This is a genomic window from Amaricoccus solimangrovi (genome assembly GCF_006385685.1).
Lineage (GTDB): Bacteria > Pseudomonadota > Alphaproteobacteria > Rhodobacterales > Rhodobacteraceae > Amaricoccus > Amaricoccus solimangrovi.
Window position 1 is genome coordinate 117108 of record NZ_VFRP01000004.1, and the last position, 24122, is coordinate 141229.

26 protein-coding genes are annotated in these 24122 nt (G+C 69.8%); 10 read left to right on the top strand and 16 right to left on the bottom strand.

The genetic code is table 11. The annotated features are described in order from the left end of the window. The first annotated feature begins 15 nt into the window (after window positions 1-15). From FJM51_RS06800 to FJM51_RS06810, 3 genes are all read left to right on the top strand, one after another. A complete protein-coding gene (locus tag FJM51_RS06800; protein ID WP_140453370.1) occupies window positions 16-1170 on the top strand; it encodes an alpha-D-ribose 1-methylphosphonate 5-triphosphate diphosphatase in 1155 nt (384 codons plus the stop codon). 87 nt (window positions 1171-1257) lie between these two features. Further along, entirely contained in the window at window positions 1258-2031 is a 774-nt protein-coding gene (rlmJ, locus tag FJM51_RS06805; RefSeq protein WP_140453371.1) for a 23S rRNA (adenine(2030)-N(6))-methyltransferase RlmJ, read from the top strand. Between the two features lie 64 nt (window positions 2032-2095). Beyond that, a complete protein-coding gene (locus tag FJM51_RS06810; RefSeq protein ID WP_140453372.1) occupies window positions 2096-2509 on the top strand; it encodes a VanZ family protein in 414 nt (137 codons plus the stop codon). On the opposite strand, the gene FJM51_RS06815 is transcribed toward FJM51_RS06810, so the two are convergent. The 5 genes from FJM51_RS06815 to FJM51_RS06835 form a co-directional block, all read right to left on the bottom strand. Next, on the bottom strand, window positions 2464-3285 hold the full coding sequence (locus FJM51_RS06815; protein WP_140453373.1) for an ABC transporter permease: 822 nt from the start codon (window positions 3283-3285) through the stop codon (window positions 2464-2466). The two genes, FJM51_RS06810 and FJM51_RS06815, sit on opposite strands and share 46 nt — an antisense overlap. Beyond that, window positions 3282-4025, bottom strand: a complete 744-nt coding sequence (locus FJM51_RS06820) for an ATP-binding cassette domain-containing protein (RefSeq protein WP_140453374.1) — start codon at window positions 4023-4025, stop codon at window positions 3282-3284. The genes FJM51_RS06815 and FJM51_RS06820 overlap by 4 nt, the downstream gene beginning before the upstream one ends. A gap of 94 nt (window positions 4026-4119) precedes the next feature. Next, the gene (locus FJM51_RS06825) at window positions 4120-4569 is read right to left on the bottom strand and encodes a hypothetical protein (protein WP_233713006.1); all 450 of its coding nucleotides are present in this window, start codon (window positions 4567-4569) and stop codon (window positions 4120-4122) included. Between the two features lie 37 nt (window positions 4570-4606). Continuing rightward, entirely contained in the window at window positions 4607-5575 is a 969-nt protein-coding gene (locus FJM51_RS06830; RefSeq protein ID WP_140453376.1) for a YVTN family beta-propeller repeat protein, read from the bottom strand. A 17-nt stretch (window positions 5576-5592) separates the two neighbouring features. Then, window positions 5593-6798, bottom strand: coding sequence for an ABC transporter substrate-binding protein (locus FJM51_RS06835; protein ID WP_140453377.1), 1206 nt, complete (start codon window positions 6796-6798; stop codon window positions 5593-5595). Window positions 6799-7013: 215 nt separating this feature from the next. Between FJM51_RS06835 and FJM51_RS06840 the strand changes: the two genes are divergently transcribed. Next, the gene (locus FJM51_RS06840; protein ID WP_140453378.1) at window positions 7014-7523 is read left to right on the top strand and encodes a DUF3280 domain-containing protein; all 510 of its coding nucleotides are present in this window, start codon (window positions 7014-7016) and stop codon (window positions 7521-7523) included. Between the two features lie 208 nt (window positions 7524-7731). Here the strand turns inward: FJM51_RS06840 and FJM51_RS06845 are convergent, their stop codons facing one another. The 6 genes from FJM51_RS06845 to FJM51_RS06870 form a co-directional block, all read right to left on the bottom strand. After that, window positions 7732-8439: a PQQ-dependent catabolism-associated CXXCW motif protein gene (locus FJM51_RS06845; RefSeq protein WP_140453379.1), complete on the bottom strand. Its 708-nt coding sequence runs from the start codon at window positions 8437-8439 to the stop codon at window positions 7732-7734. Beyond that, window positions 8436-9284, bottom strand: a complete 849-nt coding sequence (locus FJM51_RS06850; RefSeq protein ID WP_140453380.1) for a substrate-binding domain-containing protein — start codon at window positions 9282-9284, stop codon at window positions 8436-8438. Before FJM51_RS06850 ends, FJM51_RS06845 begins: the two co-directional genes overlap by 4 nt. Continuing rightward, entirely contained in the window at window positions 9268-9801 is a 534-nt protein-coding gene (locus FJM51_RS06855; protein WP_140453381.1) for a c-type cytochrome, methanol metabolism-related, read from the bottom strand. Before FJM51_RS06855 ends, FJM51_RS06850 begins: the two co-directional genes overlap by 17 nt. 201 nt (window positions 9802-10002) lie before the next feature. Then, window positions 10003-11811, bottom strand: coding sequence for a methanol/ethanol family PQQ-dependent dehydrogenase (locus tag FJM51_RS06860; protein ID WP_140453382.1), 1809 nt, complete (start codon window positions 11809-11811; stop codon window positions 10003-10005). 483 nt (window positions 11812-12294) lie between these two features. Then, window positions 12295-13425: an S-(hydroxymethyl)glutathione dehydrogenase/class III alcohol dehydrogenase gene (locus FJM51_RS06865; RefSeq protein WP_140453383.1), complete on the bottom strand. Its 1131-nt coding sequence runs from the start codon at window positions 13423-13425 to the stop codon at window positions 12295-12297. A 161-nt stretch (window positions 13426-13586) separates the two neighbouring features. Further along, window positions 13587-13802 (bottom strand): hypothetical protein, encoded by a 216-nt coding sequence (locus tag FJM51_RS06870; RefSeq protein ID WP_140453384.1) that lies wholly within the window; start codon window positions 13800-13802, stop codon window positions 13587-13589. A 137-nt stretch (window positions 13803-13939) separates the two neighbouring features. Between FJM51_RS06870 and FJM51_RS06875 the strand changes: the two genes are divergently transcribed. Continuing rightward, window positions 13940-14566 carry a hypothetical protein gene (locus FJM51_RS06875; RefSeq protein ID WP_140453385.1) on the top strand — a complete coding sequence of 209 codons (627 nt, stop codon included), beginning with the start codon at window positions 13940-13942 and terminating at the stop codon, window positions 14564-14566. Window positions 14567-14579: 13 nt separating this feature from the next. On the opposite strand, the gene FJM51_RS06880 is transcribed toward FJM51_RS06875, so the two are convergent. Then, window positions 14580-14750 (bottom strand): hypothetical protein, encoded by a 171-nt coding sequence (locus FJM51_RS06880; RefSeq protein ID WP_233713007.1) that lies wholly within the window; start codon window positions 14748-14750, stop codon window positions 14580-14582. 269 nt (window positions 14751-15019) lie between these two features. Continuing rightward, complete coding sequence (locus FJM51_RS06885) at window positions 15020-16039, bottom strand: quinoprotein relay system zinc metallohydrolase 2 (protein ID WP_140453387.1); 1020 nt, start codon at window positions 16037-16039, stop codon at window positions 15020-15022. An 86-nt stretch (window positions 16040-16125) separates the two neighbouring features. On the opposite strand from FJM51_RS06885, the gene FJM51_RS06890 reads away from it, so the two are divergent. Continuing rightward, entirely contained in the window at window positions 16126-16962 is an 837-nt protein-coding gene (locus FJM51_RS06890) for a quinoprotein dehydrogenase-associated SoxYZ-like carrier (RefSeq protein ID WP_140453388.1), read from the top strand. A gap of 10 nt (window positions 16963-16972) precedes the next feature. Here FJM51_RS06890 and FJM51_RS06895 read toward each other — a convergent pair whose 3' ends face one another. Next, window positions 16973-17356 carry a hypothetical protein gene (locus FJM51_RS06895; protein WP_140453389.1) on the bottom strand — a complete coding sequence of 128 codons (384 nt, stop codon included), beginning with the start codon at window positions 17354-17356 and terminating at the stop codon, window positions 16973-16975. Between the two features lies 1 nt (window position 17357). Beyond that, complete coding sequence (locus FJM51_RS06900) at window positions 17358-18092, bottom strand: hypothetical protein (RefSeq protein ID WP_140453390.1); 735 nt, start codon at window positions 18090-18092, stop codon at window positions 17358-17360. Window positions 18093-18450: 358 nt separating this feature from the next. Between FJM51_RS06900 and FJM51_RS06905 the strand changes: the two genes are divergently transcribed. The 4 genes from FJM51_RS06905 to gfa all read left to right on the top strand — a co-directional run bounded on the left by FJM51_RS06905 (window position 18451) and on the right by gfa (window position 23318). Next, window positions 18451-19164 carry a response regulator gene (locus FJM51_RS06905; protein ID WP_181164469.1) on the top strand — a complete coding sequence of 238 codons (714 nt, stop codon included), beginning with the start codon at window positions 18451-18453 and terminating at the stop codon, window positions 19162-19164. A 9-nt stretch (window positions 19165-19173) separates the two neighbouring features. After that, complete coding sequence (locus FJM51_RS06910) at window positions 19174-20355, top strand: FIST N-terminal domain-containing protein (protein ID WP_140453391.1); 1182 nt, start codon at window positions 19174-19176, stop codon at window positions 20353-20355. Beyond that, entirely contained in the window at window positions 20352-22577 is a 2226-nt protein-coding gene (locus FJM51_RS06915; RefSeq protein ID WP_140453392.1) for a hybrid sensor histidine kinase/response regulator, read from the top strand. The genes FJM51_RS06910 and FJM51_RS06915 overlap by 4 nt, the downstream gene beginning before the upstream one ends. A gap of 90 nt (window positions 22578-22667) precedes the next feature. Beyond that, window positions 22668-23318 (top strand): S-(hydroxymethyl)glutathione synthase, encoded by a 651-nt coding sequence (gene gfa / locus FJM51_RS06920; protein WP_140453393.1) that lies wholly within the window; start codon window positions 22668-22670, stop codon window positions 23316-23318. Window positions 23319-23414: 96 nt separating this feature from the next. Here the strand turns inward: gfa and phoB are convergent, their stop codons facing one another. Further along, complete coding sequence (phoB, locus tag FJM51_RS06925; RefSeq protein WP_140453394.1) at window positions 23415-24110, bottom strand: phosphate regulon transcriptional regulator PhoB; 696 nt, start codon at window positions 24108-24110, stop codon at window positions 23415-23417. Window positions 24111-24122: the final 12 nt, after the last annotated feature.

Sequence of the window (24122 nt, forward strand, 5' to 3'; positions counted from 1 at the left end):
ATGACAGGTACTGCCATGCCACATGAAACCGCCGCCCCGCAACCGCTCCGCCTCGCGAATGCGCGTCTCGTGCTGGAGGACAGAGTGTCGCGGGGCGGCCTCGTCCTGAGCGGGGGGCGGATCGCGGAGATCGTCGCCCCGGACGCCGCCGGAGCGGGCGCGATCGACTGCGCGGGCGACTACCTGCTGCCCGGTCTCGTCGAACTGCACACCGACAATCTGGAACGCCACCTCCAGCCCCGCCCGGGGGTGCGCTGGCCCGAGACCGCCGCGATCCTCGCCCATGACGCGGAGATCGCGGGCACCGGGATCACCACCGTCTTCGACGCGCTGCGCGTCGGCTCGCTGGTCGGAAGCAAGGCGGGATATGCGAAATACGCCCGCGGCCTCGCGACCGCGATCGGCGGGCTGCGCGGCGCGGGCGCCCTCAAGGCCGATCACCACCTGCACCTGCGCGCAGAGATGTGCTCGGAGACGCTGATCGGGGAACTCGCCGAATTCCTTCCCGAGGACGGGATCGGCATCGTGAGCCTGATGGACCACACCCCCGGCCAGCGGCAGTTCAGGGATGTCGACCAGATGCGCCGCTATCAGCGCGGCCGGCTCGACGAGGCGGAGTTCCAGGCCCATGTCGCCCGGCTGCTCGACCTCCGCCGGACCCTCGGCGCCGCGCATGAGCGGGCCGCGGTCGCCGCCGCGCGGCGGCTTGGCGCGGTGATCGCGAGCCATGATGACACCGACGCGGCCCATGTCGCCACCTCCGCCGCGCATGGCGCGAGCCTCGCGGAATTTCCGACCACCTCCGAGGCGGCCCGCGCCTGCCGCGCCGCCGGCATCGCGGTGATGATGGGCGCGCCGAACCTGCTGCGCGGGGGATCGCATTCGGGCAATGTCGCGGCGGCCGAACTGGCCGGAGCCGGGCTGCTCGACATCCTCTCCTCCGACTACATCCCCTCGGCGCTGCTGCTCGGCGCGTTCCGTCTCGGGGAAATGACCGGCGACCTGCCGGCCGCGGTCGCGACGGTCACCGCCGCCCCGGCGCGGGCGGCGCGGCTCGCCGACCGCGGCCGGATCGCGCCGGGGCTGCGCGCCGATCTCGCGCGGGTCCGGGTGATCGGCGGGCTGCCGGTCGTCCGGGGGGTCTGGGTGGCCGGGGCGAGGGTGGCCTGAGAGCGGAAGCTTCGGGGAGGCGGCCTTGATCTCGGCGCGCGGGCCTGTTCACATGGGGCCGACAGTGGCCATCCGGACCGGCTCCCCATGCTCTCCTACCAGCACGTCTATCACGCCGGCAACGCGGCCGACCTGCACAAGCATATCGTGCTCGCGGAACTGCTGAGCCGGCTGACGCGCAAGCCCCGGCCGATCAGCTATGTCGAGACCCATGCCGGGCGGGGCGTCTACGACCTCGCCGCGCCCGAGGCGATCAAGACCGGCGAGGCGGCGCGCGGGATCGACCGGCTGGCGCCCGACGCCGCCTCGCCCTATGGCGCCGCGCTCGCGGCCTTCCGCGCGCGCCACGGCGCCCGCGCCTATCCCGGCTCGCCCGCGCTCGCCCGCGCGCTGCTCCGGCCCGAGGACCGGATCTGGCTCATGGAACTGCACCCGGCCGAGCACGCCGCGCTCGCCGCGGCGATGGCGGGCGGCGGCGTCGCGATCCACCGCCGCGACGGGCGCGAGGGCGTGCTCGCGCTCGCCCCGTTCAAGCCGCGCCGCGGGCTCGTGCTGGTCGACCCCTCCTACGAGGTGAAGGACGAATACGCCGAGACGGCGGCCTTCTGTCGCAGGCTGGTCCAGAAATGGCCCGAGGCGGCGATCCTCGTCTGGTACCCGATCCTGCCCGCCGGCCGGCACGCGGAACTGCTCGACGGGCTGGCCGCGCTGCCGCTCCGCCTCGACGAGACGCGGTTCCGCGAGGCGCCGGAGCGGGGCATGACCGGCTCCGGCCTCATCCTGATCAACGGGCCGCACGGATCGGAAGCCGCCTTCGCGGCGGCGCACCGCCTCGCGGCGCCGGTGCTGTCTCCCGCCTGAGACCCGCGACAATTTGATGGATCGAACCGCTTTCCTTCCCGCGCGGAACGCGTAGATTGCTGCGATGCGGTATCTCGTCTCGCTCAACCAGCGCTACTGGCCCGTCCTGGTGCTCGTCCTGCTCGTCCTCGTGACGGCGGGCAGCCTCGATCCGGGGCACGAGCCGCTGCCGGGCTTCCTGCCCTGGGACAAGGCGCGGCACTTCCTCGCATACGCCGCCGTCGCCTTCCCGATCGCGCTGGCCCGGCCGCGCCGCTGGGGCTGGATGATGCTCGGGCTGCTCGGCTGGGGGCTCGCGATCGAGTTCATCCAGCCCGCCGTGGGGCGGGACCAGGACATGCGCGATTTCCTCGCCAATTCCTCCGGGGTGCTGCTCGCGGTCCTGCTGTCGGAGACGCTGCGCCGGCTCGCCCTCGCCTTCCGGCGCGGCGTTCAGTCCCTGCCCTTGCGCAGGATCAGCCCCTTCGACGGATCGTAGGCGATCACCGCGAGCGCGAGGAAGACGATGCCGCAGGCCACCACCACGCCGAGCGAGAGCCAGTTGATCCGCAGATAGAAGGCGAAGCGGATGAGTTCGACCGCGTGGGTGAACGGATTGAACTGCGCGATCCGCCAGAGCAGCACGCTCGATTCGCGGATCCGCCAGAGCGGGTAGAGCGCGGAGGAGGCGAAGAACATCGGGAAGATGACGAAATTCATCACGCCCGCGAAATTCTCGAGCTGCCGGATCACCGAGGAGAGCAGCAGCCCGAAGGCGCCGAACATCAGCCCCGAGAGGATCAGCGCCGGCAGGACCGCGAGATGGCCGAGCGGCGGCGGCTCGATCCCCCAGAGCCAGGCGACCAGCACGAAGGCGTAGACCTGCAGCACCGAGACCGCGACGCCCCCGGCGAGCTTCGAGGTCAGCAGGAACCAGCGCGGAAAGGGGCTCACGAGCAGGGTGCGCATCGCCCCGGTCTCGCGGTCGTAGACCATCGAGAGCGAGCTCTGCATCCCCGCGAAGAGCAGGATCATCGCGCAGAGCCCCGGCATGACATAGGTGTCATAGAGCACATAGGTCTCGTAGGGCGGGATGATCGACATGCCGAGCACGGCGCGGAAGCCGGCGGCGAAGATGAAGAGCCAGACGAGCGGACGCACCAGCGCCGAGAGGAACCGCTCGCGCTGCCGGGTGAAGCGCATCGTCTCGCGCCAGACGATGCCGCGCAGCGCCCGCAGGCGGCCGCGCCAGGAAAGATCGCCCGCCGGGGTCATGCCCGCGCCTCCGCCTCGCCGGCCGCGCCGGTGAGGTCGAGGAAGGCGGGGGCGAGGCCCTTGTCGCCCGCGATCTCCGCCGCCGACGCCTCGGCGCGCACCCGCCCCCGGTGCAGCACGACGACCCGGTCCTCCGGTTCGATCTCCTCGAAGATATGGGTGGCCCAGAGCACGCCCATGCCCTCCCGCGCGACCAGATCGCGCACGAGCCGCCCGACCTCGGCGCGCGCGCGCACGTCGAGCCCGGCCGTCGCCTCGTCGAGCAGCAGGAGCGCGGGCCGGTGCATCAGCGCCCGCGCGATCTCCGCCCGCCGGGTCTGGCCACCGGAAAGCGTCGCCACGCGGGCGTCGTGCTTCTCGCTCAGGCCGACCGCCGCCAGCACCTCGCGCGCGCGGCTCCGCGCCGCGCCCCGCGCCATGCCGTGGAGCGCGGCGTGATAGCCGAGGTTCTGCGCCACGGTCAGGTCGGCGTCGAGCGCGCGGCTCTGGAACACCACGCCGAGCGCGGCGAGCGCGGGACCGGGATCGGTCCTGAGATCGTGGCCGAGCACGGCGATATGGCCCGAGCGGCTGTTGTAGAGCCGGGTGATCAGCGAGAAGAGCGTGGTCTTGCCCGCGCCGTTCACGCCGAGGAGCGCGACGAAGCGCCCCCGGGGAACGGTCAGCGAGACGTCGTCGAGCGCCCGGAGCGCCCCGAACGAGTGGCTGACTCCGCCGACGGTAAGCGCGTTCTCTGTCACCTGGGGACTGGCTCCCTGTTCGCCGCCCGCGAGCTTCGGCCCCGGGCCGGCGCGGGGTCAAGCCCGCCCCGCCGCCGCGCGCCCTCCCCCGCGATCACTTGATGATGAAGGTGGCCCGCTGCGTCTCGCCGGTCGTGCCGCGGATGCGCAGGTGGTACTGGCCCGGCGTGATCGCGATGAAGGAGATCCGCGCCTCGCCCTCGTCGTCGAACTCGATCGAATCGAGGCCGAGCGGACGAATCTCGATGTCGTTGATCACGACCTCGTTGACCCAGACGTTGCGGAAGAGATCCGGCCCCTCGACCGCGGTCTCGGCGGTGCCGTCCGACTTCACGTCGATCCGGTAGTAGCCGCCGGCGTTCAGTTCGTAGGTGCCCGCGGATTTCATCGCCCCCGCCGTGAGCTCGACCGGATCGAGATCGGTCCGGTTCGACCGCTCCATCAGCCCGGCCGGGCCGATCTCGAGCACGCGGTTCTGCGCGAGCGCCATCTGGCCCGCGCCGAGCGCGAGCGCCGAGGCGAGCGCGATCCTCAGGAATGACATCCGGCGTTCCTCCATCCAGTACGCATGTGCTTTTCCGTCAGTCCGCCCTGATCGCGACGCCCCAGGGCTGCTCCCCGACCTGGATCGACTTCACGACCTTCAGGTCGTCCACGTCGATCACGGAGACGTCGTTCGAGATGCCGTTGGTGGTCCAGAGCTGCTTCTCGTCCGGCGAGAAGGCGAGCTGCCAGACGCGCTGACCGACGAGAAGATACTCCTCGACCTCGAAGCTTTCGCCATCGACGACGGCGACGCGGTTGGCGGGGCCGAGCGCGACGAAGATCTTCTTCCCGTCCTTCGTCACCCGCACGCCGACCGGCTGCAGCGCCTCCTTCGGCACGCCCGGCACCTCGAAGCCGATCTTGTGGATCACCTCGTGCTTTTCCGGGTCGATCACGCTGACCGTGCCGCCGATCTCGGCGGAGACGAAGAGCAGCCTGCCATCGTCGGTGAACTGGGCGAAGCGCGGGCGCTGGTCGACGAGCACGTTGGCGACGATCTCGTCCGTCCCGGTGTCGATGAAATGCGCCATGTTCGTCGTCTCGGAGGTATTGACGAGGATCTTGCCGTCCGGGCTCACCCCCATCCCCTCGGGCTCGATGCCCACGGGGATCTCGGCCTTGACCGTGCCCGAGGCGGTGTCGATCGCGGTGACGAGATTGTCGTCCTCGTTCGCGACGTAGAGGATGGAACCGTCCGGCGTCAGCACGCCGAGTTCCGGATCCGGACCGGAGGGCAGCGTGCCGAGGATCTCGTGCGTCGCGGCGTCGAGCACCTGCACCGTGTCGTCGTCGGAGGCGAGGATGTAGAGCTTCGCTCCGTCGGGGCTCATGATGATGCCGCGCGGGCGCTGGCCCACGTCGATCGTGTCGGTGACCTCCATGGTCTCGCCGTCGATCACCGAGACCGAATTGCCGCGCTCGTTCGAGACGAAGACGGTATAGGCGCCGGCCGGGACCGGCGCGGCGAGGCCCAGCAGGGCGGCGGACGCGAGGAGCTTGCGCATGGGTCTGCCTTTCGGGGTCACTTGAAGGAGCACTTCGTCTCGGGCGCGTCGGTCCCGAGCGTGTCGAGCGGCGTCACCTGGTGCAGGAACCCGTCCTGCGGCGAGACCGAGACCACGAGGTGGTCGGAGGCGAGCAGGACCGGCTGGCGCAACTGGTGGTCCCAGGGGCGGTAGTTGACCGGCTGGCCCTTGAAGGCGGCGAGCTGCAGGTCGGGACTCCCGATATAGGCGGCCATCGCGGCGAGGCCGGTGTCGGGCGCGCGCGTCGCGGCCTCCCCCAGCGTGCGGATCGCGAGCCAGGCGTTGTAGTCGAGCGGCCGCATCGGCCGGCCCGCCCGCTTCTCGAAGCGCGTCTGCAGCTGCGCGCCGCCCCAGGCATCCGCCGCCGGGCTCCAGGTCGTGGGCGTGAGCCCGGCGGAGCCCACCACGGGGCGCGGATCCCAGGTGTGATAGGGGAGATAGGCGGCGAAGACCTCGTTCTCGTCGGCGGCGACGAGCACGTCGTGATCGGGGGCGGACTGGGTGAAGACCGGTATCTGTGCCTGGACCTGCGCGAGACCGGTATCGGTCTGGCGCGAGCCGCCGGTATCCTCGAAGACCCGGGTCTCGACGATCTTCCCGCCGAACTTCTTCGCCGAATGCGCGTAGGCCTCGCCGAGCGCTCTGTCGCCCGGGTGGGAGCCTTCGACGAGGAACCATTTCGGCCAGCGCTTCCAGGCGAGGAACTGCGCGACCGCGTCGGTGCCCATCGACCGGCTGAGCGCGACGTGGAAGACGTTGGCGCGGCAGTCGGCGTTGCGCAACGCGTCATCCGGCGCCTGGGCGTTGAAGAGGATCGCGCCCTTTCCGGCGGCGTCCGACATCGCCAGAAGTTCCGGCGCGTCGGCGAGCGCCACGATGTAGTCGACCCCCTTCGCGACCAGATCGCGGACGGCCGCCGCCGCCTCGCCCGGCTTCGCCTCGACGGTCTCGAGCGTGAAGCTCTGGCCCATGAAGGCGCCGGTCGTGTTGTTGTCGCCGGTCCCGAGCTCGGCGCCGGCGAAGCCGAGATCCGCGGGCGGCAGGTCGACGCGGGAGATCGGCAGCGGACGGTCGTAATCGACCCGCACCACCGCCGCGGCGACCACCGCCTTCGCCGCGCCGGCGGGGGCGCCGGTCTGGCCGAAGGCGGTGCCGGCGCAGCAGAAGGCCGCGGTTGCGATGATCGCGCGAAGCGAGGTCATGGCCGGTTCTCCCCCGCGCCCCCGGGCGCGACTTTCCGGGGTCCGCGCCCCGGTTCCGCGTCATACCTCGCAAGCTCCGCCGCCGCTTGTCCACCGGAAAGACCGGAACTCACGCGAATTTCGGAGAAAAAGAGTCGGGATCCGATCGTCCGGCCCCCGCCCCTTTCCGTGAACTTCGACCTTGGTACCATGGCGGGGACAGTCCGGAGGCCCTCATGACCCGTCTGAACCCCGCCCTGATTCTCGCCCTGACGTTCGCTCTGGTCCAGCCGGCCGCGGCGGAGGAGCTCTGGCAGGGGCGCTCGGCCGCCTTCTTCGGGGCGCACTGGATCGATACGTCGACCGAGGGCGCGATCAACGGCCCGCGCGCGGACGAGACCGCGCGTGTCCGGATGCTCGACGACTATATCGCCGAGGGGCTGAGGGCGGGCGGGCTCACGCTCGTCGATCTCGGCCCCGCGGAGGCGAAGCTGGCCGCGGTCAGGAACCCCGAACATTGCAACGGCTGCGACGTGAGGATCGCGCGCGAGCTTGGCGCGGATTATTCCGTGGTCGCCGAGGTCCAGAAGGTCTCGAACCTGATCCTCGCGATCAACATCTACGTCCGCGACGCCGCGACCGGAGCGCAGCTGCGCGGCCAGGCGGTGGATATCCGCGGCAATACCGACGAGAGCTGGCGGCGCGGCGCGCGCTACATCCTGAGGAACAACATCTTCGCGCAGTGAAAGGCGTCCCTCCGGGACGCGGCGGAGCGGCCCTTTGGCCGCGAGTCCGGTTTCTCCCCGCCTGTTGGCGGGGCCCCTCGCTCCGGAGCCTGACGGCTCCTGCGCGGACTGCCCGATAGATTTCATGCCCATATGAAACATGAGGAAGAAGCGAGCTTGAGGGGAGCACCCGGCGGGGCGAACAGCCGGCGGGGTTTCGGCGCCGCGCTCAGGGCGCGGCGGGAGCGGGCCGGGCCGGATCGGGCGCGACATGAGGCCTGACGCGCTCGAGCGGCCATCCTTGCGCGGCCCATCCGTCGGTGCCGGCGGGGTACCAGAAGATCCGGGCGTAACCCGTCTCCACCGCGCGTTTCGCGCCGTTCCAGGACATCCAGCAGTCCTGCTTGCAGAAGAAGACCATGGGCGCGTCCATCCGCCCCCCCGAGAGTCCGGCGAGGGCGTCGAGGAAGTAGCGCTCCGTGGCGGGGTCGAGCGCGTCGTAGCCGGTGTTCGCGAGCCAGGTCGCGCCCGGGATCGTCTCGTGGGGCGGGTCGCGCCAGAGCGTGCCGGCCGGCAGGTTCGCGGGCCTGACCGGAGTCGGAAGCAGGTCGACGAAGGGGATGCCGGCGCGCCAGAGCGCATGCGCCGCCGCGTCCCCGATCACCTCCGCGCCTTTCAGCGTCGCGGGAACCGGCGAACGGTAGGGTTCGCCGTGATAGCTATCGGGCTCTGGAACCTCATCCGTCGCCGCCTCCGGCCGGGCGGCGGGCGGCTCCGCCTCCGCGCCGGCCGGGCGCGGGGGCGGCGGCGCGGCGGCGAGCCCCTCGCGCGCGGCGGGAGGCGGAACGCCCTCCTGCGCGGCGCGCGCGGCGGCGGGCGCGGCGAGGACGGCGAGGGCGCTCAGGCAGAGCGCGCCCGCCGTCCCCGCCCGGGTCATTGCGTGACCTCCGGCTTCAGCGCCGTGCCCATGTCGTTGAGGAGCGGCACGCCCGCCTCGCGCAGGATCTCGTCGATCCGGGGCTGGACCTTGCGGAGCGTCGAGTTGAGCTCGCGCTTCCACACGTCCTCGCCGTTCCGCACGCCCATGGAGACGCGGTAGAAGAGCCGGGGGGCGCCCTGGGGTTTCGGCTCCCCCACCAGCGGCGTGAGCTTCAGCGGCGCGCCCGACTGCTTGACGAGCGGCCCGGCGACCGGCCCCCACATCACGGCGATGTCGAGTTCGCCGGCTTCGAGCGCCCTCAGCATGTCCTCGTTCGGGCTCTCCACCCTCCGGTCGACCTGGAGGTTGTAGCCCCGCACGGTCTTGAGGAGCCCGTAATGCGCGAGATAGCTCGCCGGCGGGGTGCCGGCGATCACGCCGATCCGGCGGCCCCGGAGCCGGGGATCGGCGAGGGTCGTCACGTCGGCGAGGTCGCTGTCCTCCCGCGCGACCAGCGCGTAGGCCGAGGTATAGTAGGCGTTGGTCGTCATCACCATGTCCTCGCCCTGGGCGTAGCCGATGATGACGTCGCAATTGTAACCGAGCAGCGTGCGGCGCACGAAGCCCATCGCCATCGGCGACCAGAAGTACTGGAGCGGCCGGTCGAGGGTTTCCGCCATCAGCTCCGCGATCCGGTTCTCGAAACCCGTCCCGTCCTTGTCGCTCTCTGGCGCGTTGGCGGGATCGGCGCAGACGCGGAAGGCGGTGCGCGACACCAGATCCGTGGGCTGGGCCGCGAGCGGCCCGCCGATCAGCAGCAGCGCCGCCGCGAGGGCGGCGGCGGGGCTAGCCCATGCAGGCATCTTCTTGCTCTTTGTAGGCGTCGGGCTTGTCGGCGCGCTTCGCCGGCCGGCCGCGCGGAATCGCATCCATGCCCATCGCCTTGAGATAGACGTAGATGTCGTCGAGGTAGCACATGACGTTCTTGTTGTCGCCGAAGGAGGGCATCACCAGGTTGCCCTGCTGCTTGCCGCCGGCGACGATGCCGAGCACGTCGTAATAGTCGAGCCGGAGCATGGATTTCGCCAGCGCCGGCGCGTAGGTCGAGCCCTGGCCGTCCGGACCGTGGCAGACGAAGCATTCCGAATTGTAGCGCCGGAAGCCGGAGAAGGTGTACCAGTCGACGGTGCCGTCCTCCTGGACCTTGAAGGTGGGGATATCCTCCTTCGTGAACCACTTCCCGTCGACCTCGTGATCGGCGGTGATGTTGCTCTCGATCTGCTCCGGCGTGAGCTTCACCTCCTGCGCCGAGGCCGCCTGGGCGAGCCCGAGCGCGGCGAGGGCGGAAAGTGCGATGGATGCCGATTTGGCATGGATCATCAAATGGTCCTCCAAGACCCTGCTTGTGTAGGTTGGGTTTCGACAGGGTCTGCGCCCCTTGAAACGGTTCGAGGCCTGGCCGTTCCAAGCAAGAGGGCGAAACACCGGGTGTGTCCCGCCCCCTTCCGGTCCGCTGCCTCAAGGTCCGGGCGCGCCGCTACTCCCCAAGCGCGTGCCCGCCCGAACCTCGATGCCGGAAGCTCAGCTGTCCGGCAGCGAGAAGACCGTCAGCTGGCCGCCGAGGGCGGTGTAGTCGCTGAGGGCCGAGTAGCCGCCCACGGCGCCGAGGCCTTCGTTGGGGTTCGTGAGACCGGCCGCGAGGCCGATGCCGGCCCAGCCGCCGACGCCCGAGAGGACCGCGACGTACTGCTTGCCGCCGTGCTCGTAGGTCATCACGTTGCCGATGATGCCCGAGGGGGTCTTGAACTTGTAGAGTTCCTTGCCCGTCTCGGCGTCCACCGCCTTCAGATAGCCTTCGAGCGTGCCGTAGAACACGACGTCGCCCGCGGTCGCCAGCGCGCCCGACCAGACCGAGAACTGCTCGGGGATCGACCACTTGATCTCGCCCTTCGTCGCGTCCCAGGCGATGAAGTTGCCCATGCCGCCATGGCTGTTCGGCGCGGGATACATCGAGAGGGTGGCGCCGACATAGGGCTGGCCGGCGGTGTAGCTCACGCGGAACGGCTCGTAATCCATGCAGACGTGGTTGGTCGGCACGTAGAAGAGCGAGGTCTTCGGCGAGAAGGAGGCGGGCTGCTGGTCCTTGGTGCCGAGCGCGGCCGGGCAGATGCCGGTCGTGTTCTCGTCCTCGCCATTGGCCTCGGTCGAGAATTCCTTCACCACGGCCGGGCGGCCGAAGGTCTCGGAATCGCGGTTCATGTCGACGCCGGTGGTCCAGTTCACCGCCGGGTCGTACTTCTCCGCCACCAGCAGGTCGCCGTTCTCGCGGTTCAGCGTGTAGGCGATGCCGTTACGGTCGAAGTGGACGAGAGCCTTGGTGTCCTTGCCGTCGATGTTGAGGTCGGCGAGGATCATCTCGTTGACGCCGTCGTAGTCCCATTCGTCATGGGGCGTCATCTGGTAGACCCATTTCGCCACGCCGGTATCGGCGTCGCGGGCGAAGATGGTCATCGACCACTTGTTGTCACCCGGGCGCTGCGACGGGTTCCAGGTCGAGGGGTTGCCCGAGCCGTAGTAGATCAGGTTCAGGTCGGGATCGTAGGAATACCAGCCCCAGGTGGCGCCGCCGCCGATCTTCCACTGGTCGCCTTCCCAGCTCGAGATCGAGCTGTCCTTGCCGACCGGCTTGCCGAGCGCGGTGGTCTTCTCCGGGTCGAACAGCAGCTGATCGTCGGTGCCGACCGAATAGGCCCGCCAAGCCATCGAGCCGTCCTTGATGTTGTAGGCGGTCACGTGGCCCTGCACGCCGAATTCGCCGCCCGAGATCGAGACGAGCAGCTTGTCCTTGAAGGGCATCGTGGTCGCGGTCGCGGTCTCGCCCTTGGCGGGATCGCCGTTCTTCACGCTCCACTTCACCTCGCCGGTCTTGGCGTCGAGCGCCACGACGGTCGTGTCGGCCTGGCTGAGGAAGACCATCCCGTCGGCGTAGGAGAGGCCGCGGTTCACGGTGTCGCAGCACATCACGCCGATGACGTTCGGATCCTGCTGCGGTTCGTACTTCCAGAGGATCTTGCCGTCGTTGTTGAGGTCGAGCGCGTAGACCGTGTTCGGGAACGGCGCGTGGACGTACATCACGTCGCCGATCACCAGCGGCGAGCCCTCATGGCCGCGCAGCACGCCGGTGGAGAAGGTCCAGGCCGGGCGCAGGTCCTTGACGTTGTCCTTGGTGATCTGATCGAGCGTCGAATAGCGATGGTTCGCGTAGTCGCCGGTCTGGATCGCCCAGTTCTTCGCGTCGCCGATCGCCTCCTGGGTGCTTTCGTTGGCGAACGCGCCGAGACTGCCCGAGAGCATCAGGGCGGCCGCGGCCGGCAGTGCGTATCTGATCATATAACCCTCCCACTGGGTTGTTTTCATCGGCCTTGGGAGGAGGGTACGCCAGTCACTCCGCCATCACCCGCGGGTGACAGAGCGCGACTGACCGGGGCGATTCCTCCGCCTGAAAGACACTTTCCTCCCTGAGAGGAGGCCCTTTCTTATCGTTCTTGCAGGCATATAAATGCCCGCTCGCGGAGCCGGTCAATAACAAAGCCTCGGCATTGGCATAAAGTAGTACCCCATGCCAAGGGAGGCGTCCCGAGTCGCGCAATCCCGCGACCGCGACGGCGTAACGTCTTGTTAAGAAAGGATTTCCGGAGGAGGCCGCGCGGATCGCGCGGAGCGCTTCCCCGCGCCGTCGGAAGTCGGCTCCGGGGAGATGGCCTTCCCGCGAAGGCCGGGCGGGGCGGCCGGAAGAGCGGCCCCGCCCCCCGCCCGGACAGCGGCCCGGGCGGAGGAGGATGACCCCGCGCGCGGCGCGGGGTCGGGGGCGGATCAGTAGATCACGACGCCCCGGATCGACTCGCCGTGGTGCATCAGGTCGAAACCCTTGTTGATGTCCTCGAGCGGCATCGTGTGGGTGATCATCGGGTCGATCTGGATCTTGCCGTCCATGTACCAGTCGACGATCTTCGGCACGTCGGTGCGGCCGCGCGCGCCACCGAAGGCGGTGCCGAGCCACTGGCGGCCGGTGACGAGCTGGAAGGGCCGGGTCGAGATCTCGGCGCCGGCCGGGGCCACGCCGATCACCACCGACTTGCCCCAGCCGCGATGCGAGCATTCGAGCGCCTGGCGCATCACCTTCACGTTGCCGGTGCAGTCGAAGGTATAGTCGGCTCCGCCGATCTGGTCCGCGCCCCGCTTCGTCATGTTGACGATGTAGGGAACGATGTCCTCGCCGATCTCGGTCGGGTTGATGAAGTGGGTCATCCCGAACTTCTCGCCCCACTCCTTGCGGTCGTTGTTGAGATCGACGCCGATGATCATGTCGGCGCCCGCGAGCCGCAGGCCCTGCAGGACGTTGAGGCCGATGCCGCCGAGGCCGAAGACGACCGCGGTCGAGCCGACCTCGACCTTCGCGGTGTTGATCACCGCGCCGACGCCGGTGGTGACGCCGCAGCCGATGTAGCAGATCTTGTCGAAGGGCGCGTCCTCGCGGACCTTCGCGACCGCGATCTCGGGCAGGACCGTGTAGTTCGAGAAGGTCGAGCAGCCCATGTAGTGATGGATCGGATCGCCGTCGAGCGTCGAGAAGCGCGAGGTGCCGTCGGGCATCAGCCCCTGACCCTGCGTCGCGCGGATCGCGGTGCAGAGGTTGGTCTTGCGGCTGAGGCAGGAGGGGCAGCCGCGGCATTCGGGCGTGTAGAGCGGGATGACGTGATCGCCCTTCTTCACCGTGGTCACGCCCGGCCCGACCTCGACCACCACGCCCGCGCCCTCGTGACCGAGGATCGCCGGGAAGATCCCTTCCGGATCGGCGCCGGAGCGGGTGAATTCGTCGGTATGGCAGATCCCGGTCGCCTTGACCTCGATCAGCACCTCGCCGGCCTTCGGCCCCTCGAGATTGACCTCCGTCACCTCGAGCGGCTTGCCCGCCTCGAACGCAACAGCTGCGCGTGTCTTCATGGCTTCCTCCGATTGGCCTTCCGGTGGCCGGCGCGCGCGCCGGCCACATGCGCGCCGACAATCGGGCCGCGCACGTCCGGTTACAACCTTATTCCGGCCTCCGCCGATAGGACTTTGGTCCGAAACCGAGGCGGCCGGAGGACGTCCCGGCCCCGGGAGGCTCAGACGTCGATCTCGCGCCGGCTCGACTCCTCGCATTTCCAGGACACGATCGTGAAGGCGGGATGTTCGCGCGCCCAGGTCGCGAGTTCGGGCTGGGCGCGCATGAAGCAGGAGGTCCCGGAGGCGGCCTCTCCCTCCCAAACGTAGCTCAGGATCTTCTGCTCGCAGGTCCGGGGTTCGGCCTTGAGGCAGGCGACGAAGACGAGTTCGATCATGCTGTGCTCCCATGGCCGCGCCCGCGCGGGCACGGCCCCGGCGCGGACTCGGTCGCCAAAAGGTCAGTCTTGACCAGAGCGGCGCCATGAACAAGTCAGGAGAAGCTGCGACGAACCGCGCGCCAAGGAGGAAACCCATGCCAGCGAAATCCGGCCGAGCCTCGCTCGCGGCCCTGACGGCCCTCGCCCTCGGCCTCCCGCTCGCGGCCGGGCCCGCCCGCGCGGCGGACCAGAGCGACCCGGACTGGCCCTGCGTCCAGCGCAAGGTGCCCTCGCTCTCGATGGGGCAGATGTGGGCGGGTCCGCCGGCGGAGGGCGACTGGCAAGAGGATCCCGAGATCGCCCGGCTCGCCGGGGTGATGGCGGCGCGGCGGACCACGCTCGACGAGGTGAAGGCGCTCGCCGGGGACTACGCCGCGAAGCTCGACCCGGACGCGCGGCCGGGCCGGATGGCGCTGCTCTTCCAGGGGGTGCTCGACCGGATCAATTCCGAGCGGGCCGACGTGATGAGCGGCATCAGCCGCTACGCGCATCACCAGATCGAGCTCTCCGACGGCGTGAAGGCGGAGGAGGCCGCGCTCGCCGCGCTCAAGGCCGATCCGAAGGCGGATCCCGACAAGGTCGAGGAGGCGCAGGACAAGCTGAACTGGAACATCCGCGTCTACCGCGAGCGCGCGCAGTCGCTCACCTATGTCTGCGAGACCCCTGTCCTGCTCGAACAGCGCGCCTTCGCGATCGCGCGGATCCTGGCCGAGATCGCGTAGGGCCGCCCGCGTCTCAGAGCGGCGGCTGGGCCAGCGGATCGTTGCGCTCCGCCACGCTCTCCCGCATCTCGCGGCAGCGCCACTTGGCGATGCTGCGCTCGGGATGGGAGTTGACCCAGGAGGCCAGCTCCGGCTGCGCCTGATACATGCAGAGCGCGGCGCTGGCCGCCGGCATGAATTTCACGACCTTTTCCTGGCAATCGGCGGGGTCCGTTCGCAGGCAGGCAAGAAAAACGAGCTCAATCATTGTCTATCCCTTGACGTTATTGAGAGTTGCCCGCCGAAGCGGCCAATTCCGGGTCAACGGGCTCCCTCCCAGGGAGAATCTTGAATGATCTTTTAGGTTGTTCACGCCTTGAGCGATTATGCCAAGACTTCTACGACTAATGTCCTATTGTATCCCGAATCACCCCGGGCCACCAAGCGCATTCTTTGCTGCGCTGCAAAAAAGAATTATTCCCACTCCAGCTCGCGATAGACCGCCGTCGCGTTGCGCGCGTTGAAGTCGTCGAACAGCAGCCAGTCGCCGCGCAGATCCGCGCCGAGGTGGCGGCTCGCCTCCCCGAGGCTCTCGCCTCGGGCGAGCGCGGCGCGGGTCTCGGCGACCAGCGCGGTGAAATAGGCCCGCGTCGTCTCGGCGCCCGCGGGCCAGGGCAGGCTCGCCGCGCCATGGCCCGGTACGATCCGTGCGGCGGGCTTCGCGCCCAGTTCGTCGAGCAGCCGCAGCCAGCCGAGGACGGAGCCGTCCATCGAGGGCGTCTGCCGGTCGAAGACCAGATCGCCGGTGAACCAGGTGTCGGTCGCGAGATCGCGCGCGGTCAGGTCGTTGTCGGTATGCGCCGTCGGCCAGGCTTCGAGCCGCAGCGCCCGCCCGCCGAGGTCGAGGTCCCGGCTCTCCTCCACCGTCTCGTCCGGCAGAACCGTCCCGGCGCCGAGCCCCACGAGCGGGCCCATCGCGCGCGCCGCCGCCGCGGCGTAGCTGTCGGAGCGGTTCAGGAGCGCGTCGGGCAGCCGGGCGTGGCCGATGATCCGCGCGCCGGCCTCGTGGAAGAATTCGGCGCCGAGCGTGTGATCGGGATGCATGTGCGTCAGGACCAGCCATTTCACCGGCAGATCGGTCCGCGCCCGGATCGCGGCGTAGAGCCCCTCCGCCACCTGGCGCGACCCGCCCGCGTCGATCACCGCCACGCCCGCGGCGCCGATCACGAAGCCGAGATTGGCCTCGTCGCCCGCGTTCTCGGGATCCGCGAGCTCCTGCCGCCCGGGATGGACGAAGACACCCGGCGCGACCTCGGTCACGTCGAGCGCCGGACGCGCCGCCGGATCGGCGCAGGACCAGCCCCGGAGCACCAGTTCCGGCCGGGCGGCCACCCAGTCGCGCGCCGCCGCCTCGACGCAGGGCACGGGCAGGAGATGGGCGGCGCAGCGGTCCGGCTGGCCGGCGAGGCAGAGATCCATCAGAAGCTCGATCACGCGATCCTCCCCGGGACGAATGTCCCGCTACGAAAGGCGGGGCTCCGGGTGTATGCTCTCCCCCGCTTCGGGGGAGGGAGCCCGCCATGACAGATTTCAGCCTTTCGCGCCTCTTCGCACCCGTCGCCGCGGTCCTCGTGCTGGCCGTCGCGCCGGTCCACGCCGAGACGGCGGATCAGGGGCGCGACACCACGATGCGGCCAAGCGAGGCCTGGGACGAGATGCGCGGCGATGTCCTCGGCCCGGGCGAGATCCGCGACGGCGCCGGTCTCTTCACGCTCGACGCGCCGTTCCGGGCGGAGGACGCGGCGACCGTGCCGGTCCATATCGTCCAGAAGCCGGGCACGCCGCGGATCGCGAAGCTCACGCTCGTCGTGGACGAGAATCCCTCGCCGGTCGTCGCCACCTTCACCTTCGGGCCGGCGATGGATCCGCTCGACCTCGAGACGCGGATCCGGGTCAACGCCTATTCCAACGTGCGCGCGATCGCGGAGACCGAGGACGGGGCGCTGCTGATGACGGGGCGCTACGTGCGCGCCGCCGGCGGCTGCTCCGCGCCCGCCTCCAAGGACGCCACCGCCGCGCTGGCCGCGCTCGGCCAGATGAAGACGCGCTGGTATTCGGAGGAACCCGCCGCCGTCGGGACCCGGCGCGAGGCGCAGGTGATGCTGCGCCATCCGAACTATTCCGGTCTGCAGCGCAACCAGGTCACCCATCTCTTCGTGCCGGCGCGCTTCATCGACACGCTGGAGGTGAGCCAGGGCCCCGATCTCTTGTTCCGGATGGAGGGCGGGATCTCGATCAGCGAGGATCCGACCTTCCGCTTCCGCTATGTCGACGGCGGCGGCGACGAGTCGCTCAGCGTCCGCGCGCATGACACCGACGGGCAGGCGTTCGAGGGCAGCTTCCCGCTCGGCAGCTGAGCCGCGCCGCTCAGAAGCAGCGCACATCGCCCTCGGCCTGCGCCCGCTTCAGGTCGCGGACGAAATCGTTCGCGACCGGCGCCGTGCGCATCATCCCCACGCGCTCGCCCGCGACCTGGCGCATCGCCAGCACCGTCTCGGCGTCGACGTATTTCTCGTAAGGGATGATCGAGGCGATCACGTCGATCGAGCAGGAGCAGCGCCGCAGCGCCTCCCGCGTCTGCCCGTTGGTCGCCATGCAGACGAAGACGTAATCGGCCCGCGCCTCGGTCGGGTAGTCGTTGACGAGCGCCGCGCCGCTGTCCGCCTCCGGAAGCGGCGCCCCGACCTGCTGGGCGAGGGCCGGGGCGGCGGCGAAGGCCACGGCCGCGAGGATCACCGCGGAGCCGCGCATCTCACCCCTCCTCGATCTTCGAGAGCGTCAGGCTGAGGTCCATGAGCGGCGGCGCCTCCGGCTTCGCCGCCCCCCCGGCCCTCGCCGCGTCGGGCGCCGCGGCGTCCGGGCCGGTCACCGCCTCCATCCGGGCGAATTCGCCCGGGATCTCGTCGCTCATCGTGAAGCGGATCGTGAGATCGACGAAGGCCGGCCCCATCTTGTCGGCGTTCCTGTCGCTCAGGAAGGGCTGGAAGGTCAGCACCCGCGCCGGCACCTCGCGCCCTTCGTAGGCGACCGTCGTCTCCTCCACCGCGTCCTGCGCGCCGAGCGCCTCGCGCATCCGGTTGCGGATGTAGAAGGAACTGCCGCCGGTCAGTTTCGACATCGTGGCGACGGCCTCCTCCATGAAGACCATGAACATCGGATTGCCCGCGTCCGCCGGGAACGGATCGAAATTCGCGATCAGCTTGTCGCCGTCGCGCACCAGCGCCACGGCGGCGCGCTTGCCGGCCTCCTCGCCCGGCTCGACCGTGAGCCGCGCCTCGCCATGGGCGATCTTGTCGAGCTTGTCGCCGGAATAGGCGCCCTCGCGCGAGAAGTCGTAGACGAGCGTCTCGCCGGTCCTCACCTCGTCGAGCGCGCCGAGCGCGAAGAGGCGGTCCTGCGCCTCGCCGGCGAGCGCCCCCCGCGCCAGAAGCGCCAGCGCGAGCGCGGCGACACCGAGCCGCGCCCCCCGTCCCGTTGGACCTGTCATCCGAAATTCCTCCCGCGAGATCATTCGCCGCGGCGCCGGCCGGCCCCCGCGACGGTGCGAAGTCTTTGCGCCGGAGTTTAGCCGCCGGGCGCCGGGCGACAATCCGCGTCGCGCGAATCTCGCACCTTTGTCTGTGTGCCGTCTTGGCGCGCGCGCCGAAAAGGTTCAAGCTGGCCCGGCACACACTCGCGTGGGCGCCAGGCCAGCCGATCATGACGACGATCCTGACACGAAATGCGACAACCGAGGCGGGGCCGCGCGCCGCCGCCCCGGGCCCGGCTGTCTTCACCTTTGGTCTAATATCATCGCGGGAGACGTCGATGCTAGCATCACGCGGCATTGACTTGAGGATCCCCGCATGCGGTCCGCCGTGATTTCTTTGACGAATCCTCCGGGTCAGGGCGCGCAGCATGTGATGGTGGTCGATGATCATCCTCTGTTCTGCGAAGCCCTCGCCATGACCCTGACCGGGGCGCTCGGCGTCTCGACCATTACCATGGCGAACTGCCTCGCCGACGGGCTCTCGAAGCTCCGCGCGGGGGAGGCCCCGGATGCCATCCTGCTCGACCTGAACCTGCCCGACGTCGCCGGACTCGACGGGCTGGTGCGGCTGAAATCGGCCGCGCCGGGCATCCCGGTGATCGTCGTCTCCTCCTTCCAGGACAGCCGGATCATCACCTCGGTGATCCAGGCGGGCGCGGCGGGCTTCATCCCGAAGCATTCCGCGCGCGAGGTCTTCGTGAAGGCCTTCAGCCAGATCTGGGCGGGCGAGACCTTCACGCCGGACAGCTACGTGCCGCCGAAGGCGCCGACCTCCGCCGCCAAGGCGGTCGATCCCGCCGCGCGGCTCTCCGACCTGACGGCGCAGCAGGCGCGCATCCTCGACCTCGTCTGCGAGGGCAAGCCGAACAAGCAGATCGCCTACGAACTCTCGATCGCCGAGACCACGGTCAAGGCGCATATCACCGCGATCCTGCGCAAGCTCGGCGCGCAGAGCCGGACCCAGGCCGTCCTCGTCGCCAACAAGGCGAGCTTCGCCTCGATCTTGCGCTCCGACAACAAGGGCGACTAGATTCGACGGATGGGAGAGCTGCTCGGCCTCGCTGAGGATAGATCGAACGAGGCGAGCGGGCGCGTTCGCCGCGCGCAGTCGCTCCGCGGCGACGATTTCGCCGCCGTGGCGGAGGTCCGGCGCGCGCTCGGCCCCGGCCCCTTCGCCCTCGTCATCCTCCTCGTCTCGTCGAACCGCTCGACCGACGCGATCTCGGCCGCCGTGATGCGCGAATTCCCCGGCCAGGTGGTGATCGGGGCGACCACGGCGGGGGAGATCGGCGTCACCGGCTATCTCGACGGGGCGATCGTCGCCGTGGCGCTGCCGGCGGCGAATTTCCGCGCGCAGACGCTGATGATCCCCGATCTCGAGCAGTTCCCGCGGCATGTCTCGATCCAGGAGGTGCTGCGCCTGCGCAACGGCCTCGCGGGCAGCGTGCCGACCTGGCCGAACGAATTCGCCTTCCTGCTCTCCGACGGGCTCTCGCTCCGGGAGGAGCAGTTCGTCTCCGCCCTCGGCCCCGCGCTCGGCGGCGCGCCGCTCTTCGGCGGCTCGGCGGCGGACGGGGTGAATTTCGAGCGCACCTTCGTGCTCGCCGACGGCGCCTTCCGTTCCAACACCGCGGTGCTCGCCTTCATCCGCACCAACTGCCGGGTCAAGGTCTTCCGCTTCGACCATCTGCTGCCGACCGAGCAGCGCATGGTCGTGACCGCCGCCGATCCGGCGCGCCGGCTGGTGATGGAGATCAACGCCGAACCCGCGGCGCGCGCCTATGCCCGCGCGCTCGGCCGCGATCCGGACCAGCTCTCGCCCTTCATCTTCGCCGCGCATCCGGTGGTGGTCCGCATCGGCGGCACGCATCATGTCTGCGCGATCCAGCAGGTGGAGCCGAACGGCGACCTGAAGCTCTTCTCCGCCGTCGACCAGGGCCAGGTGCTGACGCTGGCCGAGGGCCAGGAGATCGCCGCCCATCTCGAACGCTCGCTCGACGCGCTCTCCCCCGACGGCCCGCCCGAGGCGATCATCGCCTGCGAATGCATCCTCCGCCGCCTCGAGATCGAGGAGACGCAGGTGAAGGGCGTGATGTCGCGGACGCTCGCGCGCCACAACGTGGTCGGCTTCAACACCTATGGCGAGCAGCTCAACATGCTGCACGTGAACCAGACCTTCACGGGCGTCGCGATCTACCCGCCCCTCGGGGAAGACAGATGAAACCGCTGCTGCTCGATCCGGCGGACGACCTCGCGACCGAGAACCGCAAGCTCCGCCGCATCGCCGACGTGCTGATGGAGCGGATCGAGCGCGAGATCGCCGAGGGCGGCGGCGCGGGCTATACCCAGTTCCAGCTCGCCGCCGCGCTCGAGGAACAGGTGCGCGCCCGCACCAAGGATCTCGACGACACGATGAAGATGCTCTCGATCGCCAACGCGCGGCTCAACGTCGCGCGTCAGGAGGCGGAGCAGGCGCGCAACGATCTCTACGACGCGATCGAGGCGGTGCAGGAGGGATTCGCGCTGTTCGGCCAGGACGACGCGCTGATCCTGTGCAACAGCCGCTTCTCGGCGCAGCTTCCCGATGTCGCGCCCAGGCTCGGGCCGGGGCTGAAGTTCGTCGATTACGTGCGGATGGTCTCGCGGAGCGAGCATCTGCAGGTCGAGGACGACGAGAGCCGCGAGGAATGGGCGCGGCAGCGCCTGAAGGACCACCGGAGCCCCCGGATCGTATTCCTCGTCGGGCTCATCAACGATCGCTGGCTGCAGGTCAGCGCCTATCGCACCCCCTCGGACGGCACCGCCGTGCTGCAGACCGACGTGACCGACATGGTCCGGCGCGAGCGGGAGGAACGCGACCGGCTGCTCGACGACCAGGCCCGGCTCCTGCGCGCGACGCTCGACCACATCACCCAGGGCGTCGCGATCTTCGATGCCCAGCGCCGGCTCGCCGGCTGCAACCAGCGGCTGCGCCGGCTGGCCTCGCTGCCGCTGCAGTTCACCCAGGCGGGGGCCGATTTCCGCGGGCTGCTCGACTACATGTCCGCGGGCGCCCGCTTCCTGCCCGCCGCCCAGCTCGAGGCGCTCGGAGCCTGGGTCGAGCGGGACGAGCGCGGCGGGCCGCTGTCGCTCGAACTGCGGCGCAGCGACGGCGCGGTGCTCGACGTCTTCTGCCAGGAGATGCCGGACCGGGGCTTCGTGATCAGCTTCACCGACATGACCGCCGAGCGCGAGGCGGTGGCCGCGATGCACCACGCCAACGAGACGCTGGAGCAGCGCGTCGCAGCGCGCACCCGCGAGCTCGAGGCCGCGCGCGACGAGGCGGAGCGGGCGAACGCGTCGAAATCGCGCTTCGTCGCGAGTTCCAGCCACGACCTGCTCCAGCCGCTGAACGCGGCGAAGCTCTTCGTCTCCTCGCTCACCCATACCGAACTCGACGCGGAGCAGCGCGGCATCGCCGACCGCATCCGGAGCGCCTTCGAGAGCGTGGAGACGATCCTCGGCGCGCTGCTCGACATCTCGAACCTCGATATCGGCAAGGCCTCGACCGAGGTGACCGTGATGCCGGTGGCGCCGCTCCTGCGCTCGATCGACCAGGAGTTCCAGGGCCTCGCGCGCGAGCGGGGGCTGGAACTCCGCGTGATCCCCTGCTCGCTCTGGGTCGAGAGCGATCCTGCCTATCTGCGGCGGATCCTGCAGAACCTCGTCGTCAACGCGCTGCGCTACACCAAGCAGGGCAAGGTCGTGGTCGGCGCGGTCCGGCGCGGCGACCGCCTGCGCTTCCTGATCTGCGACACCGGCCCCGGCATTCCGCCCGACCGGCGCGCGGAGATCTTCGACGAATTCGTCCGGCTCGAGCATTCGCCGGGCACGCCGCAGGGCATGGGGCTCGGCCTCGCGATCGTGGAACGCGCCTGCGCGCTGCTCGATCACCCGCTCTCGCTCGACAGCGAGGTGGGCCGCGGCACCCGCTTCGGCGTCTCGGTGCCGGTCGCCGAGCCCGCCACGGCGGCGGAGGAGGACGAGGAGCGCGGCAATCACCGCGGCCCCCTGCTCGACGATCTGATCGCCATGGTAATCGAGAACGACGACGCCGTGCGCGCGGGCATGATCGCGCTGCTCGAGGACTGGGGCACGAGCCCGCTCGAAGCGCGCGACATCGCGGGCGCCGAGGCGCTGGTCGACGATCTCGGCACCGCGCCGGACGTGATCATCGCCGACTACCTGCTCGACGACGGCGAGACCGGCCTCGCCGCGATCCAGCGGCTGCGCGCGGCGCACGGGCCGATCCCCGCCGTCATCGTCTCGGCCGACCGCGGCACCGAACTGCGCGCCGCGGCCGCGCGCGAGGACATCACGCTCCTGCACAAACCCCTGGAACTGCACCGGCTCCAGGCGGTGCTGCAGTGGGTCAAGACCAGCATTTCGCGCGAGCGGGCCTGACCGCCCGGCTCGCGACCTATTGGCAATTGATTTCACAAAACCCGGGGCGCAGCGTCGGGTTCAACGACGACACCAGGAGGGAGAACCCACATGGGACTGCTTGCAAGTATCTTCGGCGGCGGCGGCGCCACCACCACCGAGGCGCCGCGTCCCCCGGCACCGAGCTATTCGGGTGTGAAGATCCACCCCTCGGTCGACAACGGCTTCCCCCCGGCCACCGCCGGCTTCTCGGGCGGAACCCTGACCTGCAAATGCGCGACCAACCCGGTCAAGGTGAAGATCGGCGCGCAGACCGCGCATAACCACGTCTGCGGCTGCTCCAAATGCTGGAAGCCCGCCGGCGCGATCTTCGCCCAGATCGCCGTGGTCGGGAAGGATCAGGTCCAGGTCACCGAGAACGCCGACAAGCTGATGATCGTCGACGAAAGCGCCACGATCCAGCGCCATGCCTGCAAGGAATGCGGCGTGCACATGTACGGCCGGATCGAGAATACCGGCCATCCCTTCTACGGGCTCGATTTCGTCCATACCGAGCTCAGCTCGGAATCCGGCTGGTCCCCGCCCGAATTCGCCGCCTTCGTCTCCTCGATCATCGAGCAGGGGTTCGACCCGTCGAAGATGGACGGGATCCGCGGCCGGCTGCGCGAACTCGGGCTCGAGCCCTACGACTGCCTCTCGCCGCCGCTGATGGACGCGATCGCGACCCATATCGCGAAGCAGAGCGGCAAGCTGCCGGCCTGAGCCTCGGACGCGGGAGCGCCCGGGGCGTTCCCGCGCGACGCAGGGTAAGGCGGACAAATGTCCGCCCTACGCCGTGGCGCCCCGGTCCGCCCTACCTCACCCGGTATAGGTCTCGTCGAGCGCGTAGCCGCTGGAGCGCACCGTGCGGATCGGATCCTTGTCGCCGCGCCGGTTCAGCGCCTTGCGAAGCCGCCCGACATGGACGTCGACGGTCCGGCTCTCGACATAGACGTCCTGCCCCCAGACCCGGTCGAGCAGCTGCTCGCGCGAGAAGACCCGCCCCGGCCGCTGCATCAGCACGTCGAGCAGGCGGAACTCGGTCGGGCCGAGATGCACGTCGCGCTCGCCCCGCCGGACCCGGCAGAGCTGGCGGTCGAGCACGATGTCGGCGAAGCTCGCCACGTCGCCCGCGACGGCGGGCGAGGCGCGGCGCAGCACCGCGCGCATGCGCGCGACGAGCTCGGACATCGAGAAGGGCTTGGTCACGTAGTCGTCCGCGCCGGTCATGAGGCCGCGCACGCGGTCCTCCTCCTCGCCGCGGGCGGTCAGCATGATGACCGGGATCTCCCGCGTGTCCATCTGCCCGCGCAGCTGCCGGCAGAGCTCGATCCCCGAGACGTTCGGAAGCATCCAGTCGAGCAGGATCAGGTCGGGCCGGTTCTCCTTGACCGTCAGCATCGTGTCGTCGCCATCGGCGGCGACGGAGACCGCGAACCCCTCCTTCTCGAGGTTGTAGCTCAGCAGCGCGCTGATCGCCTCCTCATCCTCGACAATCAGTACCTTGGCGCACATGGATTCCCCGGT